Source organism: Spirosoma harenae (genome assembly GCF_054776975.1).
The window spans coordinates 313305-328159 of sequence record NZ_BAAHBD010000010.1; the positions used below are offsets into that span (position 1 = coordinate 313305).

General features: G+C 45.0%; 12 protein-coding genes. 3 read left to right on the forward strand and 9 right to left on the reverse strand.

The features are described 5' to 3' along the window. Window positions 1-15: 15 nt before the first annotated feature. The 4 genes from ACYVE4_RS15270 to ACYVE4_RS15285 all read right to left on the reverse strand — a co-directional run bounded on the left by ACYVE4_RS15270 (window position 16) and on the right by ACYVE4_RS15285 (window position 5028). Window positions 16-630 (reverse strand): hypothetical protein, encoded by a 615-nt coding sequence (locus ACYVE4_RS15270; RefSeq protein WP_461041021.1) that lies wholly within the window; start codon window positions 628-630, stop codon window positions 16-18. Window positions 631-729: 99 nt separating this feature from the next. Beyond that, complete coding sequence (locus tag ACYVE4_RS15275; RefSeq protein WP_461041022.1) at window positions 730-1623, reverse strand: glycoside hydrolase family 16 protein; 894 nt, start codon at window positions 1621-1623, stop codon at window positions 730-732. After that, window positions 1601-3169: an aldehyde dehydrogenase (NADP(+)) gene (locus ACYVE4_RS15280; RefSeq protein WP_461041023.1), complete on the reverse strand. Its 1569-nt coding sequence runs from the start codon at window positions 3167-3169 to the stop codon at window positions 1601-1603. Before ACYVE4_RS15280 ends, ACYVE4_RS15275 begins: the two co-directional genes overlap by 23 nt. Before the next feature lie 98 nt (window positions 3170-3267). Continuing rightward, entirely contained in the window at window positions 3268-5028 is a 1761-nt protein-coding gene (locus ACYVE4_RS15285; RefSeq protein WP_461041024.1) for a DUF885 family protein, read from the reverse strand. Between the two features lie 241 nt (window positions 5029-5269). Here ACYVE4_RS15285 and ACYVE4_RS15290 point away from each other — a divergent pair, with 241 nt between their 5' ends. From ACYVE4_RS15290 to ACYVE4_RS15300, 3 genes are all read left to right on the forward strand, one after another. Then, window positions 5270-6073: an alpha/beta fold hydrolase gene (locus tag ACYVE4_RS15290; protein ID WP_461041025.1), complete on the forward strand. Its 804-nt coding sequence runs from the start codon at window positions 5270-5272 to the stop codon at window positions 6071-6073. Next, on the forward strand, window positions 6070-6894 hold the full coding sequence (locus ACYVE4_RS15295; protein ID WP_461041026.1) for a helix-turn-helix domain-containing protein: 825 nt from the start codon (window positions 6070-6072) through the stop codon (window positions 6892-6894). Before ACYVE4_RS15290 ends, ACYVE4_RS15295 begins: the two co-directional genes overlap by 4 nt. Window positions 6895-7000: 106 nt before the next feature. Further along, window positions 7001-9280 (forward strand): S9 family peptidase, encoded by a 2280-nt coding sequence (locus ACYVE4_RS15300; RefSeq protein WP_461041027.1) that lies wholly within the window; start codon window positions 7001-7003, stop codon window positions 9278-9280. Here the strand turns inward: ACYVE4_RS15300 and ACYVE4_RS15305 are convergent, their stop codons facing one another. From ACYVE4_RS15305 to ACYVE4_RS15325, 5 genes are all read right to left on the reverse strand, one after another. Further along, window positions 9281-9667 carry a VOC family protein gene (locus tag ACYVE4_RS15305; RefSeq protein WP_461041028.1) on the reverse strand — a complete coding sequence of 129 codons (387 nt, stop codon included), beginning with the start codon at window positions 9665-9667 and terminating at the stop codon, window positions 9281-9283. A gap of 28 nt (window positions 9668-9695) precedes the next feature. Further along, on the reverse strand, window positions 9696-10100 hold the full coding sequence (locus ACYVE4_RS15310) for a helix-turn-helix domain-containing protein (RefSeq protein WP_461041029.1): 405 nt from the start codon (window positions 10098-10100) through the stop codon (window positions 9696-9698). 23 nt (window positions 10101-10123) lie between these two features. Then, window positions 10124-11563: a serine hydrolase gene (locus tag ACYVE4_RS15315; RefSeq protein ID WP_461041030.1), complete on the reverse strand. Its 1440-nt coding sequence runs from the start codon at window positions 11561-11563 to the stop codon at window positions 10124-10126. A gap of 12 nt (window positions 11564-11575) precedes the next feature. Then, entirely contained in the window at window positions 11576-12694 is a 1119-nt protein-coding gene (locus tag ACYVE4_RS15320; RefSeq protein WP_461041031.1) for a serine hydrolase domain-containing protein, read from the reverse strand. An 85-nt stretch (window positions 12695-12779) separates the two neighbouring features. Then, window positions 12780-14687, reverse strand: a complete 1908-nt coding sequence (locus ACYVE4_RS15325; RefSeq protein WP_461041032.1) for a histidinol-phosphatase — start codon at window positions 14685-14687, stop codon at window positions 12780-12782. Window positions 14688-14855: the final 168 nt, after the last annotated feature.

Here is a 14855-nt window from a genome sequence, read left to right on the forward strand (position 1 = left end):
ATTGCTACTTGCGATTTAGTTTCCCAGAAGGATTTTGTTCGTCACTTCCTGATCGATCGTTATATAACCAGGGTAGTTAATCGCTTTGTTACCCAGTGCCAGCGTTGGCTTAATTCTGATCGTTAGCTTCGAAGGTTGCGTATTGGAGGAACCTGAAAGATTCTTAACCAGCTGGGTAAATGCTTCGCGGGTTTTCGAGTCGGTTACGAGCTGATAGGCATTCGTACTCAACCGAATCGGGACGCGGGTTTTCCCTCCCGGCTGAACCTCAATTCGTTGATTCAGAAAGCCATTGAACAGCTCCTGACCAGCCAGTAAAACACGGTATTCCAATTGATTGATACCGGCTAACTTTCCCGTTGGATTCGTAATATCGAGGTTGATGCGGGCATCCAAAGGCACATTTCGTGTTAGTAAGCCAGCAGCCAGTCGGGGAAACTGGGCAATATTCATATCTTCTAGCTTACGAAACTCACGAATATCCGTTCCAGCCAGATAAACACTGTCGGCTGATGCAATCGTATATCGACAATCGCCCAGTGCCTTTGCTTGCGAAATCTGCTTATTGACACTGCACTGGCTAAACAAAAGTGGTAGAGCCAGCAAGGCTAAAACAAGTATTTTTCTCATAATTGGTTGTACGTCTTTTTATTTAAACGTTCGACATGGGGGAAAGTGTTTGGTTTAATCAGCGTGACAAACACGATCGACAGTCAATATGCTTTATTGCTATTTTTTCTGGTAAACCCGAACGTAATCCACTTCAAATCGGGTTGGGAACGAAGTTGTTACTGGGTCTCCCCCATTATCACCGCCAATAGCCAGATTTAATAGTATATACTGCGGCTGATGAAAAGGATTAATACCTGTTCCATCCTTATTGATGGTTTCCGTCAATAGAACTTGATTCAACAGCTCATTGTCAACGTATAAGCGAATGGCGGTTTGGTCCCAATCCATTCGCCAGATATGGAATTTCTTCGCCCAGTCAGGATCTCGAAATGAATCCATCGGCTTTTTCGTACTTCGCCATTCGGCTGTATATCGTTTACCCGTTGCCCAGGCAACATTAGCCAGAAGCATATTCCGATAGTACTCCATAATGTCGATTTCACCGTTCGCAGGCCACTCGCCTTTTACGCCCAGCGTCCAGAAAGCGGGCCATAAACCTGGACTGGTATCAATACGCCCACGCATTTCAAAACGACCATATTGCCAGCTATGATGCCCACGCGTATGGATACTGGAAGCCGTATAGTCAATTGTCGGTCGATTGGTTTGCCAGTTGGTGCTATTTGCCTGATAGTTCGGATTTGGCTTCTGTTCGCGACGCCCCTCAATAATCAACATTCCGTTCTCGCAACGGGCATTATCGGGTTGATACCATTGAATTTCACGATTCCGCACAAAGCCGGTTTCAAACGTCCAATTTTGGGGATTGGGCGGTCCAGCGACGATAAATTCATCGGCCCACACCAATTTCCAGGCCGTATCTGCCTGAGCCGATAATCCACTGACTTGGCCAATACCTTCAATTGAAGAGCCTAAGATACCAAGCAGCAGAATTAGCCATCGACTCATAGCGATACAGATTTCCCGATCATTCATTGGTATGTTTTCCATTGACTAACCGCCAGATATGCAATGGATTGGACGCTTTTAATTCGTCAGGCAACAATGCATCTGGGAAGTTCTGATAACAAACAGGCCGGGCAAATCGCAGGATCGCATTTGTCCCAACAGACGTTGATCGGGAATCGGTTGTGGCTGGATAGGGTCCGCCGTGTTGCATGGCGTGGCTAACTTCAACACCCGTTGGGAATCCGTTAATCAACAATCGACCGACTTTCTGCTCTAGAATTTCCAGCAAATCCGCGTATTCCAGCAGTTCGTCGTCGGTTCCATAAACAGTGGCGGTTAAATGTCCCTCCAACTCTTTGGCAACGGCTAGTATTTCCTCACGACTATTGGCTTCGATAATTACACTGCTCGGCCCGAATACTTCTTCGGCAATGGCCGAGTTAGCTAGTAAAGTTTCAGCGGTAGTGGTTAGCAAGGTCGGTGTTCCATTGGCGAAACTTTCAGCAGTCGTTGCCTGGCCCAGCACACTAACACCTTGTGTAGTGCTTAACTTGGTAATACCTGTTGTAAATGCCTGTTGAATACCTTGGGTCAGCATGGTAGCAGGCTGAGCACTAGCGATCAACTGGCTAGCATCCTGCATAAATGCAGCGGCTTCGGGCGTTTGCTGTACAATTGCCATTCCCGGATTGGTACAGAACTGACCAACACCTAAGGTTACCGAATTGACATAATTCTGGGCTAATGCATTGCCTTTCTCCTGAAGAATTTTTGGCAAAAAGAAAACCGGATTCGTACTCCCCATTTCGGCATACACCGGAATCGGTTCCGGACGACGGGCAGCGGCATCAAATAAAGCTTTTCCTCCTCGCCATGATCCTGTAAACCCAATCGCTTTAATAGCCGGATGTTCGACAATTGCCATACCCACCGCAACGGTTCGCCCTTGAACCAGCGAGAATGTCCCAGCTGGCAAACCGCAAGCACCAACAGCCCGACTAATAGCGTCGCCCACTAACTGTGAGGTACCGGGATGAGCCGGATGGCCCTTCACAACAACTGGACAGCCAGCCGCCAATGCCGACGCCGTATCGCCACCCGCGACCGAAAACGCTAATGGAAAATTACTAGCTCCGAATACGCCAACAGGACCCAACGGACGTAGCATTTGCCGGAGATCAGGGCGAGGTAATGGCTGACGATCAGGCAAGGCGGTATCGATTCGGGCATCTACCCAGGAACCTTCTCGGAGGTATTCAGCAAACAGGCGCAACTGGCCTGTTGTCCGTCCACGTTCACCTGTGAGCCGGGCAAGTGGCAAACCGGATTCAGCCTGAGCACGCTGAAGTAATTCATCGCCAAGGGCCTCTATTTCAGTGGCTATCTGCTCCAGAAAGGTTGCTTTGTCAGCACCTGATTTCTTGCGGTATTCAGCAAAGGCTTCAGCTGCCCGTTCGCAGGCTTGAGCCACCTCGTTGGTGGTAGCTTCCTGAAATAGTCCGGGTAAAGGCTGGCCGGTAGCCGGATTAATGCCTTGAAATGAATCGGTATTGGTAGAAGACAGGTTAGTCGCTGGAGAATCGGTCATAACAGCAATTAATTAAATGAGGTTGTATTTTGTGGTCGTTTGACTTTTTTGTCATGCTGACGCAGAAAGCATGACAAAAACCATTCTAACAGTATGCATTATTTCGTTTGCGAATTAACAGCATAAAACCGCCAATTCGTGTTAAAATCTTTCTCTAATTTCTGATTAGTAAGAATAGCCCGAATCATTTCTACTGGCATTGCATTGAGCTGCAAGACGGCATCGTGATATTGTTTGTAGGTCATTTTTCCACTGTCGACCAACTCTTTTTTCAGCGCCAGGAACTGGAAACCACCCGTCATATAGGCCAATTGGTAAAGCGGAGGATACCCTCCAATAAATGATCGTCGGACTTCCCCTTCGGCATTAGCACGCTCGTGCCCTACCCGATCCACCAGAAAATCAATACACTGCTGGGGCGACCACTGACCCAAGTGATAATTGAGCGAGAAAATAATGCGAGCGCAACGGTGCATTCGCCAGAATAACATCCCGATCCGATCTTCAGGCGATTTCGGAAAACCCTGATCCCAAAGAATCATTTCCCAATACAACGCCCATCCCTCCGTCCAGAAAGGAGTATCGAAATTCCGGTACACCTTATATCGGTTATTCATAAAGCCCTGCAAATGATGTCCGGCAATGAGTTCGTGATGCACCGTAGCGCGGGAAAAATGAGGGTTATTTCCGCGCATACTCATCAACTTGTCGGGGTGCGTCATGCCATCAGTCGGATAGGAGATTTGGAGCACTTCGCCACCGAGGAAAAACGGATTCACTAACTGCCGGGCGGGCGACATCATACTCATTCGCCAGGTTTCTTCGGCCAGGGGCGGAATGGTAATCAAGTCTTTTGACTTCAGAAAGGCAATAGACTCGTTATAAAGCCCTAGAATCATCTCTGGCTGTTTTCCGACGGGTACATACGAGTTTTTGACTTTCTCCTGAGCCGCCTTCCAATTGTCGCCAAATCCCATTTCCTTCGAAGCTTTCAGCAATTCACGGTCGCACCAAGCAAATTCTTTATTGGCAATTTCGATCAACTCTTCCGGCGAATAGGGAATCATTTCAACCTGTAACTGACGCAATAATTCGGTTCGACCTACAGCGACTCCGGTAATACCACTACCATCGTCTTTTCCAGGCATGGCATCGCGTGACTTTTTCCGAAAAAACTCAGCATAAGACGTTAACAAACTATCAGCTTTGGGGTAGGATTTTGCCATCCACCACGAAAAATTCGGATCGTAGCCATTGTAGAATGTGTACACACTTCTTAGAGCCAGTTGCAAACCTAGTGCTGTCGATTCGGCACGGCGGATGAGTGCGGGATCAAGTTTGTCCTGTTTATCAATGTCTTTTCGGGCAGCTGTAATTTGCGGTCCCAGTGCGTTCAAATTGGCGGCCAGACTTTGTGCATTCAGGACGTGCCCGCGCCGACGTAGTTTTTCGACCGCATACATTGAGTCAGCAAAGGGAAACCAGGCTTTAATTTGCGTTCGCTCAGTCGCTTCCTGATTCAATTTGTACAATTCCTGCTGCAAATTCCGGCGAAACAAGATGTAATCAACCCGACTATCGGTATTCATCCGATTGAAATCCAGCTTCTCCAATTTCCCCAGATACTCATTGTAAAATGACTGAAAACGCTCTCGTCGCTCTGGCGAACCGGTTATGGTATAAAATCGATTTAAGCTTCCATAATCCGCTTCATATTGCGTCAGCAAAAAATGGACATCGCTCGTTTGCGAATTGACACCACTAAGGGGATTGGGCTGAGCAATCGTTAGGTGAAGGTTGCCAAGTTGCCAGAGTAGACAAAACAGGATTGGCAGGATTTGGTGTTTAAAAGAGGCCATGAAGTGTCGTTTTTTTCTAGTTCAGGTTTCAACCGTAATACTATTCTAAGTCAGTCTGTTTTGCAAACGAGTTTAGTTCATGTTTCCAATACCATACATTCTTAGCCTTTCGATACAATCTATTTTGTAGATATTCTACCGTATGTAAACCCAATAATAAACCCTAAAAAGATGTCGATTTTCTACTTGTAGACTCTTGAAACCAAGTGGTAGGTTTGCCAGAAACTAAACAAGAACTAACATGAAAATCAACGCTTTACTACTCACTCTTACGATTCTGTTCCAAACTCTTTCAGTGGCTCAAGCTAAAACGTATATTCTTGTACATGGAGCGTGGCACGGGGCCTGGTGCTGGAAAAAAGTAGTTCCATTGCTGGAAGTCAAAGGCAATCAAGTCGTAGCGATTGACTTACCTGGTCATGGCGAAGATAAAACACCCATTGCCTCCGTGACACTGGAGGATTACGTACAGAAAGTTGTCAGTGTGGCCAAATCACAAAGGGGGCCTGTTATTCTGGTAGGGCACTCTATGGCGGGTGTAGTGATTGCGCAGGCAGCCGAAGTATTAGGGCGTGAAAAAGTGGCAAAACTTGTATTTCTGGATGCATTCATGCCTAAAAATGGAGAATCTGTCTTTGCCTTAGCTGGAAAGGCAGAAGCGTTGAATAAAGCGGCCGGTAATGTACCATCGGGGCCATCCCTAACGGAAAGCCTGATTCTTTCAGCTGATCAAAAAACATCAATGATAAAGCCCGAAAACGCTACCCAACTCTTTTATCACGACTGCTCTACCGACGATATTTCATTTACTAAAGCTCATCTGGGTTGGCAGTCAATGGCTTGCCTGGGCACACCCGTAAGCGTCACAGACGCTAGGTATGGTTCTATTCCCAAAATATATATTCTCTGTACACAGGCTAAAGACTTGGATAAAAGTAGATTAACAGATAATGTTCCTATCCAGAAAAAGTATACATTAGCTAGCAGTCACTCGCCATTTTTCTCTATACCTGAGAAACTGGCAGCTATCCTTCAGGAGCTATGATTTATCAGGAGATACTCCCTAGCCTTCCTTTACAGCCCTTTATTCAGAATTACCTATTGGTTCATTTTGACTTTCTGCCAGAAGAATTTCAAACGAAACCTTACCCAACTCGAATCGAGCAAGCGCTGATCTTTTTTGCAAGAGGTTATATCAAATCCCACGATCCTCATTCGGGCGTCATAGTTAAAGTAGCGAATAATGCTCTATTTGGTCAGCACGTTTCACGAGTAAATTTTCAAACGTTCACAGAGCCTGATTTTCTAATGCTGATGGTAATTTTTCAGCCAGGGGCTATGTATCGGTTGTTAGGGTTTTCGAATAGTGAGCTTACCAACGAATTCTGCAATGCGGAGTTGATGATAAACGTAGAGTTACAATCGGTAAATGATCAGATTGCCAACGCGCGCAATTATCAGGAAATGCTTGAACAAGTGGAAGCTTACTTACTACGAAAACTTCGGAAGGTCAAGATAAATGCGCATCCTATCGACCGAATTGGTCAGTTATTACTTTATAATCCAGTCCCTTTTTCCTTGGATTGGCTGGCAGATCAGGCCAATCTGAGTCCTCGTCAATTTGAACGGAAATTTGTTGAGCGAATGGGTGTAGGTCCTAAGTTATACAGCCGCATAAGCCGTTTCCACAAGGTGTTTCTTCAAAAAGAAAGAGCCCCTCACCTCGACTGGCTTACCATAGCTGTTCAATATGGTTATACGGATTACAATCATCTAGCTAAAGATTTCAAGCAATTTGCCAACGTTACCCCAAATCTGATGCTGAAAGAATACAGCAAGCGCCCCGAAATCATTGTCACCTTATGAAGCTCATTTTATTCCAGCAGCAATAAGTAGTCAATTTTATAGAAACATGGTGTTTTAGCCTGTAGAGAGTATATTTAACCATCAAACTTCCTCTCTCGAACGGCTCATGACTGCTTTTTCGCTCGCACCAACCTGGCGAACTATTATTTACGTCTTACTATTCATTACTATTCCTTTTCTGGGCAAAACGCAAGGAACGTTGGCCGATTATCAACGGGCAGAAGCCATGAATGGTGCATTTCAAAACAAGGTTTATAATGCACCCGAACGGATTCAATGGCAAGGCAAAACGCATTTGTTCTGGTATCTAAAGACGACTGCCAACGGAAAGGAATTTATCAAAGTTGATGCTGATCGGGCTATAAAAGAACCCGCTTTCGATCAGGTTCGATTGGCGGCATCGTTGAGCAAGCTTACCGGACAAACCGTTTTGCCTTATCAATTGCCGTTTATGGATATGGCTCTTCAGGCAACGGAGGTATCCTTCAAAATTAAAGATTCGACATTTACCTGCCCATTTGATACCTATCAATGCCGAATAAAGGAAGTGGCTGATCCTAACCCGCCTAATCGCTATTGGGGTGGTCAGGCCGACGAGCGTGAAGGCCGACCCGTTCTATCGCCCGATGGATCGTATATAGCATTCATCAAAAATCACAACGTATATATTCGACCGAGCCGTCGCCCAACGGAGGAAGTAGCTTTGAGTTTCGATGGGTCGGAAGGTGAGTATTATTCGGCCCGAATTTCCTGGTCACCTGATTCGAAAAAGCTGGCGGTCAATAAAGTACGAGCGAATGCTCCTCATCTGATTTACCTGATCGAATCGTCGCCCACCGACCAGTTGCAACCAAAGCTCCAATCGCGTCCGTATCTGAAACCCGGTGATGCGCTTCCTCAGCGAACCCCGAACCTGTTTCTAATTGATAGTAAACGGCAGATTCCTGTTCCCGCTTCGCTTATTGCTGAGCAATACAATGTAACGACTCCACAATGGCGAAAAGATAGTCGTGCGTTTACGTTCGAATACAATCAACGCGGCCATCAGCGATATACCATTTTTGAGATGAATACCGACGGTGCTGTAAAGCCGTTGATTGACGAAACCAGTAAAACGTTTATCCATTACAGTGGAAAAAATTACCGTTACGACGTAGCTGATGGGAAAGAAATCATCTGGGCATCGGAGCGAGATGGCTGGAATCACTTGTATTTGTATGATGGGAGCGGTAAGCTCAAAAACCAGATCACCAAAGGCGACTGGGTAGTTCGGCGAGTGGTTTACATAGATGAAGCCAAACGGACGATTTTATTCGAAGGAAGTGGACGGGAAGCAGGTCAGGACCCGTATCTGAGTCAGTATTACCGAATTAACTTCGACGGAAGTGGACTAACGGCTCTGACAACGGAAAACGGCAATCACCGAACCTATTTTTCAGATGATTATCACTATGTTGTCGACAATTATTCCCGCGTTGACGAACCCCCAGTAACCGTTCTTCGACAGACTGCAACCGGCAAAATAGTGATGGAATTGGAGAAAGGTGATATTCAGCCATTGATGGCTACTGGCTGGAAAATGCCAGAAGTCTTTACGGCCAAAGGACGGGATGGCAAAACCGATATTTGGGGCATCATCGTCCGGCCGTCGAATTTTGATCCATCAAAGACGTATCCCGTTATCGAATACATTTATGCCGGTCCGCACGATTCGTTTGTGCCGAAAAGTTTCGTCACCGATTCGCGCGGATCGCTGCACGAGATGGCTGAACTCGGCTTCATCGTTGTCCAGTGCGATGGCATGGGAACCTCCAATCGGTCGAAAGCCTTTCACGACGTTTGCTGGAAAAACCTGAAAGATGCCGGTTTCCCCGATCGAATTGCGTGGATGAAAGCAGCCGCTCAAAAATACAGTTATATGGATTTGAGCCGAGTCGGTATCTGGGGGAATTCGGCGGGTGGGCAAAGCTCAATGGGTGCCTTATTGCTCCATCCGGATTTTTACAAAGTAGCCGTTTCGTCGTCGGGTTGCCACGACAATCGAATGGATAAAATCTGGTGGAACGAGCAATGGATGGGTTACCCAATTGGCCCTGAATACGCAGAATCGTCGAATGTAACCCATGCCAAAAATCTGCAAGGAAAACTCCTGCTCATTCTGGGCGAGCTCGATGATAACGTTGATCCATCCTCTACCTTTCAGTTAATCAATGCGTTAATTAAAGCCAATAAGAATTTCGACTTTCTGATGGTGCCCGGCATGGGGCACTCGCTCGGTGGTGATTATGGCGAGCACAAACGACGCGATTTCTTCGTGAAGCATTTGCTGGGCGTAAACCCTCCCGAATGGACCTGGAAACCGAATATCACTGTACCAAAACCGTAATTATAGCATCTGTACCAGTTGAATGTTATTCCCACAGGTATCATTCAGAACGGCAATTTTAACAGGTCCCATTTGCGTTGGTGGCACGCTGAACTGAACGTCAGCCTGCATTAATCGCTCGTATTCTTTCTCTACGTTCTCAACATCAAATGATGCAAGAGGAATACCCGCGGCAAAGAGAGCTTTTTGGTAGGTACTGGCGGGTGCAAATCCCATCGGTTCTAACAACAATTCAACTCCGTCCTGTTCTTCTTTCGATACGACCGTTAGCCAACGATGCTCTCCCATCGGCACATCAACTTTCTTTACGAAACCGAGCTTGTCAGTATAAAATATAAGGGCTTTTTGCTGGTCGTCGACCAGTACACTGGTTAGGCGAATTTTCATGACGGCTTTCTTTATCGTTGCGCAAATCTCAGCAATGATTTTCTGTCACAGCTCTTGAAAATTGCTTTTTCCGATACGCAGCGGGCGTTGTTCCCGTCATTTTTTTAAAGAGTGCAATAAACGATGTCGTACTATCGAACCCTACTTTTACACACACATCAGTCAGACTATCAGACGTTTGCAGAAACTCTTTGGCTCGTTCGATCCGCACTGAGATCAAATATTGATGAGGAGTTCTACCATACAGCGATTTAAAGCATCGGATAAAGTGAAATTTCGAGTAAAATGCTTCCGAGGCAACACCTGAAAGATCAATGGCTTCGGCAAAATGAAGATCAATAAATTGCTTGGCTTTGATTACCTGTTGGATTAACTGATCTTTTGGATAAACTTCGCGCTGGAGTTTTAAAATCGTTTCGTTATAGAAAGTCATAGGCCACATTAGCACCACAAACACTAATTCGTACTCGTTAGCGCTTTTAGTCTATTTTTAGCTTCTTCATTAGTAGGATTAATCGCTACAGCTTTTTGATAATAGGTAATCGCGTCCTTCTTTCGATTTAACGCTTCGTAGGTTTTAGCCAGACTGACTAACGCGATATCTCTATTCGGAAATTCAGAAGCATTATTTTCGTAGAGAATTCTTGCATCTTCATAACGCTTTAGTGTAAATAATTGCCCTCCAAGTTGATCCATTGCTAACCAATCTATGTAATAATGGCTGGTATCACTTTTCATTTTTTTGTACTCTTCAACCGCTTTTCTACCATCCTGCGTAGCGAGTGATTTTTCTAAAATTTTATGAACTGGCTGCTTCAACACAACGGGTTTATCATAAAGAATTTTTATAAGATTAGTAGCAATACCAAAGAAATGAGTTGGCGAACTATTGCAGAGAAAAACAACCAAACTATTCGTTGACGGAATACGAACGATGAACGATAAAAAACCCTCGGTCATTCCCAAATGATAATTAACAAAGACGCTATCGGTCGGTGTGTATTTAAATTGCTGATTAAACCAGCCAAAACCATATCGCCATGGCCTTATACCGGGCGTAAACATCTGGTCGGTTAATGATTTATTTAATAGTGCGTTGTTGGTGATAGCCAGATGTAGTTTAAATAAATCCTCTACTGTCGAGTAAATATCGCCCGTTCCCATCGTATTCGACTGATCCCGAAAATCAGCGCTTGTATAACCACCCAAACTATAATCATAACCAGACGCTCGTTTAGTCACAATTTGCGTATGGTAGTAAGACCCTGAACTCTTCATTCCAAGCTTATCGAATATGTCTTCTTTCATCAATTGAGCATACGATTTTCCCGTAACCTGTTCCATAATATAGCCGAGCGTAAAATAGCCCCAGCTGCTGTAGTTGTAATTGGTCCCAGGTTCAAAGACAAGTGTTGAATCTTTATATAATTTAATATACTCTTCGCGGCTAAAGTTTTGTCGGCTTATTCTAGGAAAGAAATCGGCTATTACATCATAATTTGGCAGACCAGATGTGTGATTTAGAAGTTGTCTTATTTTGATACGGCTACCATTTTTGGTTGAAAATCCTGGCAGATAATGATCAATTGTTTTATCAAGATCGACTAATCCTTTCTGAACCTGTATCAGCATCAATATCGCCGTAAGTGGTTTTGACACTGACCCAATCATAAATTTTGTATCAGTTGTATTAGCAATACCCCATTCGCGATTAGCCATACCAAAGGCATTTTTATAAATAACCTGCCCTTCTTCAGCAATTAAAACGCTACCATCAAACATATTAAATTGATGATAGGCTTTCATCAACTGATCTAGTTTGTCGCGTTTTTTTTGCGCTTTGCCAGATTGACAAACGAGAGCAAGCAGGCAGGCAATTATAAAAATCCGGCTCATTATAGTCTGTCTTTATTTTTCAAGAAGATTCGTTATCGATTTTATTAATTCTTCTCTTTTTTCGTAGGCATTATTAGAGAGGAATAGGATAGTTTTGTCAACCTCGATAAGGCGTACGATCTGCGTTTTATAACCTGGATTATCGCCATCATGCCATACCACTTTACCCAATTTAGGATTCTGTTCTATTACCCAACCAAATCCATACGTCGTGAATGAATCATTAGTTAGTTTCGCTGGCGTAAAAGCCTCCTTTAACGTCTGTTGACTCACTAATCGATTGGTATACAACGCCCGATCCCATTTTAACAAATCGTCGGCCGTTGAGCTGATACGTCCCGGCCCTTTGCGATTTCCCAGCCAGATTGCATAGTTAAATTCTGGAAATGAATCGGCTCGCACGTACCGTTTTTTCTCAGGAACATACATATACCCCAAAGCCATATCCGATAAGCTGCTTTTCTCCTCTCGAGTCCGGATATCGGTATGAGTCATGCCCACTGGCCCGAAAATTCGCTTTCGACAAAACTCGATAAAATCCTGTCCTGATGCTTTTTCAGCAATGCTGGCTAAAAGCATATAACCCGTGTTGCTATACAGATATTTTGTGCCAGGATCGAACAACTTTGGCGGATGATACTTAATTAAATACGCAATGTTATCAGCGTTGCTGGCTACTTTGCTCTTATCCCAATGCCGATCCATTACATCCTGATAGTCAGGCAATCCGGACGTATGGTTCAGCAAGTGACGAATGGTAATAGTAGGATAAGGCAGCCCCGGAATGTATTTCTCAACCAGATCATCATACGCCAGTTTGCCTTCCTGTTTCAACATTAGAATGGTCATGGCCGTAAACTGTTTTGAAACCGACGCCAGTTCAAAAATGGTCGATGTAGTTATGGGCTCTTTCGTCTCAAAATTTTTGTAGCCGAAGGCCTTTTTGTAAATCGGTTTCCCCTTGTCAGCAACCAATATCACGCCACTAAAATCGGGTTCACTGGCAAAAAGGGCGTCTAATTCTTTCTCGATGGGCGTTGGTAGACTAGTTTGAGGAGCGATAAAAGCAGCTACTAGTACTATACTGAATAATAAGCAGGGCAAACCAAAACGTAGGAGGAAAACGTGCATCAAATCAGGCTGTTATAAGTTATGGATTCCAATTTACGGAGTTGTGGCAACATCCGCAATTGACCTCACGGCCGATGCCGTGAGGTTATTTTCCCTTCACAAAAAAATCCCGCACTAATTCCTGTTGATCTGTACTAAGGAAATCGACACCTGCTTCTCGCAGTTTTGCCCAAACGACTGGATCTTCGGGACTAGCCCAGAGTCGTACTTTTTTGCCTTCCTTATGCGCTCGATCAACAAGTTGACGTAGTTTCTGAAATTCACTAGCGGGTATATCCCCTTGCCCGCGCCAGCTTAGTTGATTTGGATACGCATCGCTAATAATCGGCATAATAGCTTTTGAATAGCCTTTGCCTAAATCACCAGGACGTCCGTCGAGTGTTAGTAAACGATCTTTCGCTTTAGCCACGGTCGCAATTGGGCGATTGCCGGACAATACAATTGTAACGCCAGTTAATGTCGATCTGTATCGTTGCAGGAGTTTCTTCAAAGCCTGATAGGTACTGTCAGCCTGCGTTTTCGCATCGATCATCAGATAAAATGGCCCTTTGTGGCCAGCCAACACCAAACCACCCTGCTGATGAATTCGCGCGATTAGTGGTTTTAGATACAAATTCTCCAGCGTCGCTTCGGCATTTCTGATAGCCGGTCGGTTATGTGATACGTAGAGCGTATCGGCTATGAGATGAACATCGGCTTCAACACTGGTGAACCCATTATCCAGCGCATCCCAAAGCGGCCTGGATTGCTCATAATCATTGTGTGCGTGCGCGTTCGGCAAGGGAACTACATTAGCAATAGGCTGAGGTATCTGAGGCTGCGAGATGGGCTGTGTCCAGGCGGTTTCCACGTCGCCTGGCATGAACGGATTGTATTTTGGCTTACTGGAAATAATCTTGGCGCGAAGTAGCAAAACGTCATTCGAGAGACTGTAATTAGCCACCGAATCCGTCACTTCGCGAAGCAATTCGGCCTGTTGTTTTCCTTTTTTTAAACCAAAAAACTGAATCTTATAGGTGATGCCCGGCTCGGTTTTGATACGTACGATCAACGAATTATCGACCTGTGGCAACTGCTTGAGTGTAACTCCCGAAGTAGCATAAAATCGTCCGGCTTCCATCGATTCAATAATCGATTTAGGCGTTAATTCAGGTGCATCGACCATCACCCAAGCTCGACCTGAGTTGCTATACGTCGGGCCAAAGAAATAATAATGATGGCTATCATCCGTCCCTAATCCATACATGAGTGGTCGGCCCTGTTGCAAAAAATGCAGGTTGATTTTGTCCCACATCGACTCGGTTCCTTCGCGGGTACTATCGCCATAATTATGCACGAGCGGATGGCCGTTAAAGACCTCGAAAAATCGTTCGTAGCGTAGCTGCATCAGATCTTCAGCTTTGATGGCCCAGTAAAAATTAGGATGGTTAATATGCGGAAACATAGGCTGCCCAGTCTGTCGCCGTTGAGCCACCACCATATCAATATTATTCTGCATTACATCGGCTACGCTATTGCCGGGCAACGGCTTAATCAGGTTTTTGACGTTTGTTACGTTCATGTGAATCGGCTTACCCTGATAGCCCGTCGACACTTCTTCGCTTTTGATAATCAAAAACTTACCGGCTTCTTCAAAATAACTCCGGTATTCTTCCAGTTTTTTAAGCTGTACTCTGAGCGAGTCATTAGGGCCTTTCTGGTACTTTACCCAATCGGGACCGAACTTGCGTAGGTACCGATCAAAGGTTCGGCGTCGATCCTGCTGACGGGGTACATTCACCCATTTATCGACATCCTGTATAATATTATGATCCGACAGACCAACGAAGTTATAGCCATTGGCCTTGTACCAGTCCATAATCATTTCCGGATAGTCGTCGCCATCGCTCCAAAGCGAGTGAGTATGCAAATTGCCTTTATACCAATGTTGTCCCTGAGCAGGATAAGTCAAGAGAGCAATAACTACTATAATGAAGCTGGCATATGTTCTCATCGTGTAAACGGATCGTTTGGAAGGATTTAAGTCGTAAAAGTATCAAAAAGCCTTTCAGAATGAGCCCTATTTAGGTGAATCCAACGTTAAGGAATGCAACGTATAAAAACACCGACGCTGACTATCCCCAAGAAGATTTCCTGAGAAAGCCAGCATCTATACCATTGC

What these genes read in the sequence shown, in the direction of transcription:
- ACYVE4_RS15300 (WP_461041027.1), top strand. Translation starts at nt 7,001, where the DNA reads ATGACTGCTTTTTCGCTCGCACCAACCTGGCGAACTATTATTTACGTC.
- ACYVE4_RS15275 (WP_461041022.1), bottom strand. Translation starts at nt 1,623, where the DNA reads ATGGAAAACATACCAATGAATGATCGGGAAATCTGTATCGCTATGAGT.
- ACYVE4_RS15280 (WP_461041023.1), bottom strand. Translation starts at nt 3,169, where the DNA reads ATGACCGATTCTCCAGCGACTAACCTGTCTTCTACCAATACCGATTCA.
- ACYVE4_RS15320 (WP_461041031.1), bottom strand. Translation starts at nt 12,694, where the DNA reads ATGCACGTTTTCCTCCTACGTTTTGGTTTGCCCTGCTTATTATTCAGT.
- ACYVE4_RS15310 (WP_461041029.1), bottom strand. Translation starts at nt 10,100, where the DNA reads ATGACTTTCTATAACGAAACGATTTTAAAACTCCAGCGCGAAGTTTAT.
- ACYVE4_RS15295 (WP_461041026.1), top strand. Translation starts at nt 6,070, where the DNA reads ATGATTTATCAGGAGATACTCCCTAGCCTTCCTTTACAGCCCTTTATT.
- ACYVE4_RS15305 (WP_461041028.1), bottom strand. Translation starts at nt 9,667, where the DNA reads ATGAAAATTCGCCTAACCAGTGTACTGGTCGACGACCAGCAAAAAGCC.
- ACYVE4_RS15285 (WP_461041024.1), bottom strand. Translation starts at nt 5,028, where the DNA reads ATGGCCTCTTTTAAACACCAAATCCTGCCAATCCTGTTTTGTCTACTC.
- ACYVE4_RS15315 (WP_461041030.1), bottom strand. Translation starts at nt 11,563, where the DNA reads ATGAGCCGGATTTTTATAATTGCCTGCCTGCTTGCTCTCGTTTGTCAA.
- ACYVE4_RS15290 (WP_461041025.1), top strand. Translation starts at nt 5,270, where the DNA reads ATGAAAATCAACGCTTTACTACTCACTCTTACGATTCTGTTCCAAACT.
- ACYVE4_RS15270 (WP_461041021.1), bottom strand. Translation starts at nt 630, where the DNA reads ATGAGAAAAATACTTGTTTTAGCCTTGCTGGCTCTACCACTTTTGTTT.
- ACYVE4_RS15325 (WP_461041032.1), bottom strand. Translation starts at nt 14,687, where the DNA reads ATGAGAACATATGCCAGCTTCATTATAGTAGTTATTGCTCTCTTGACT.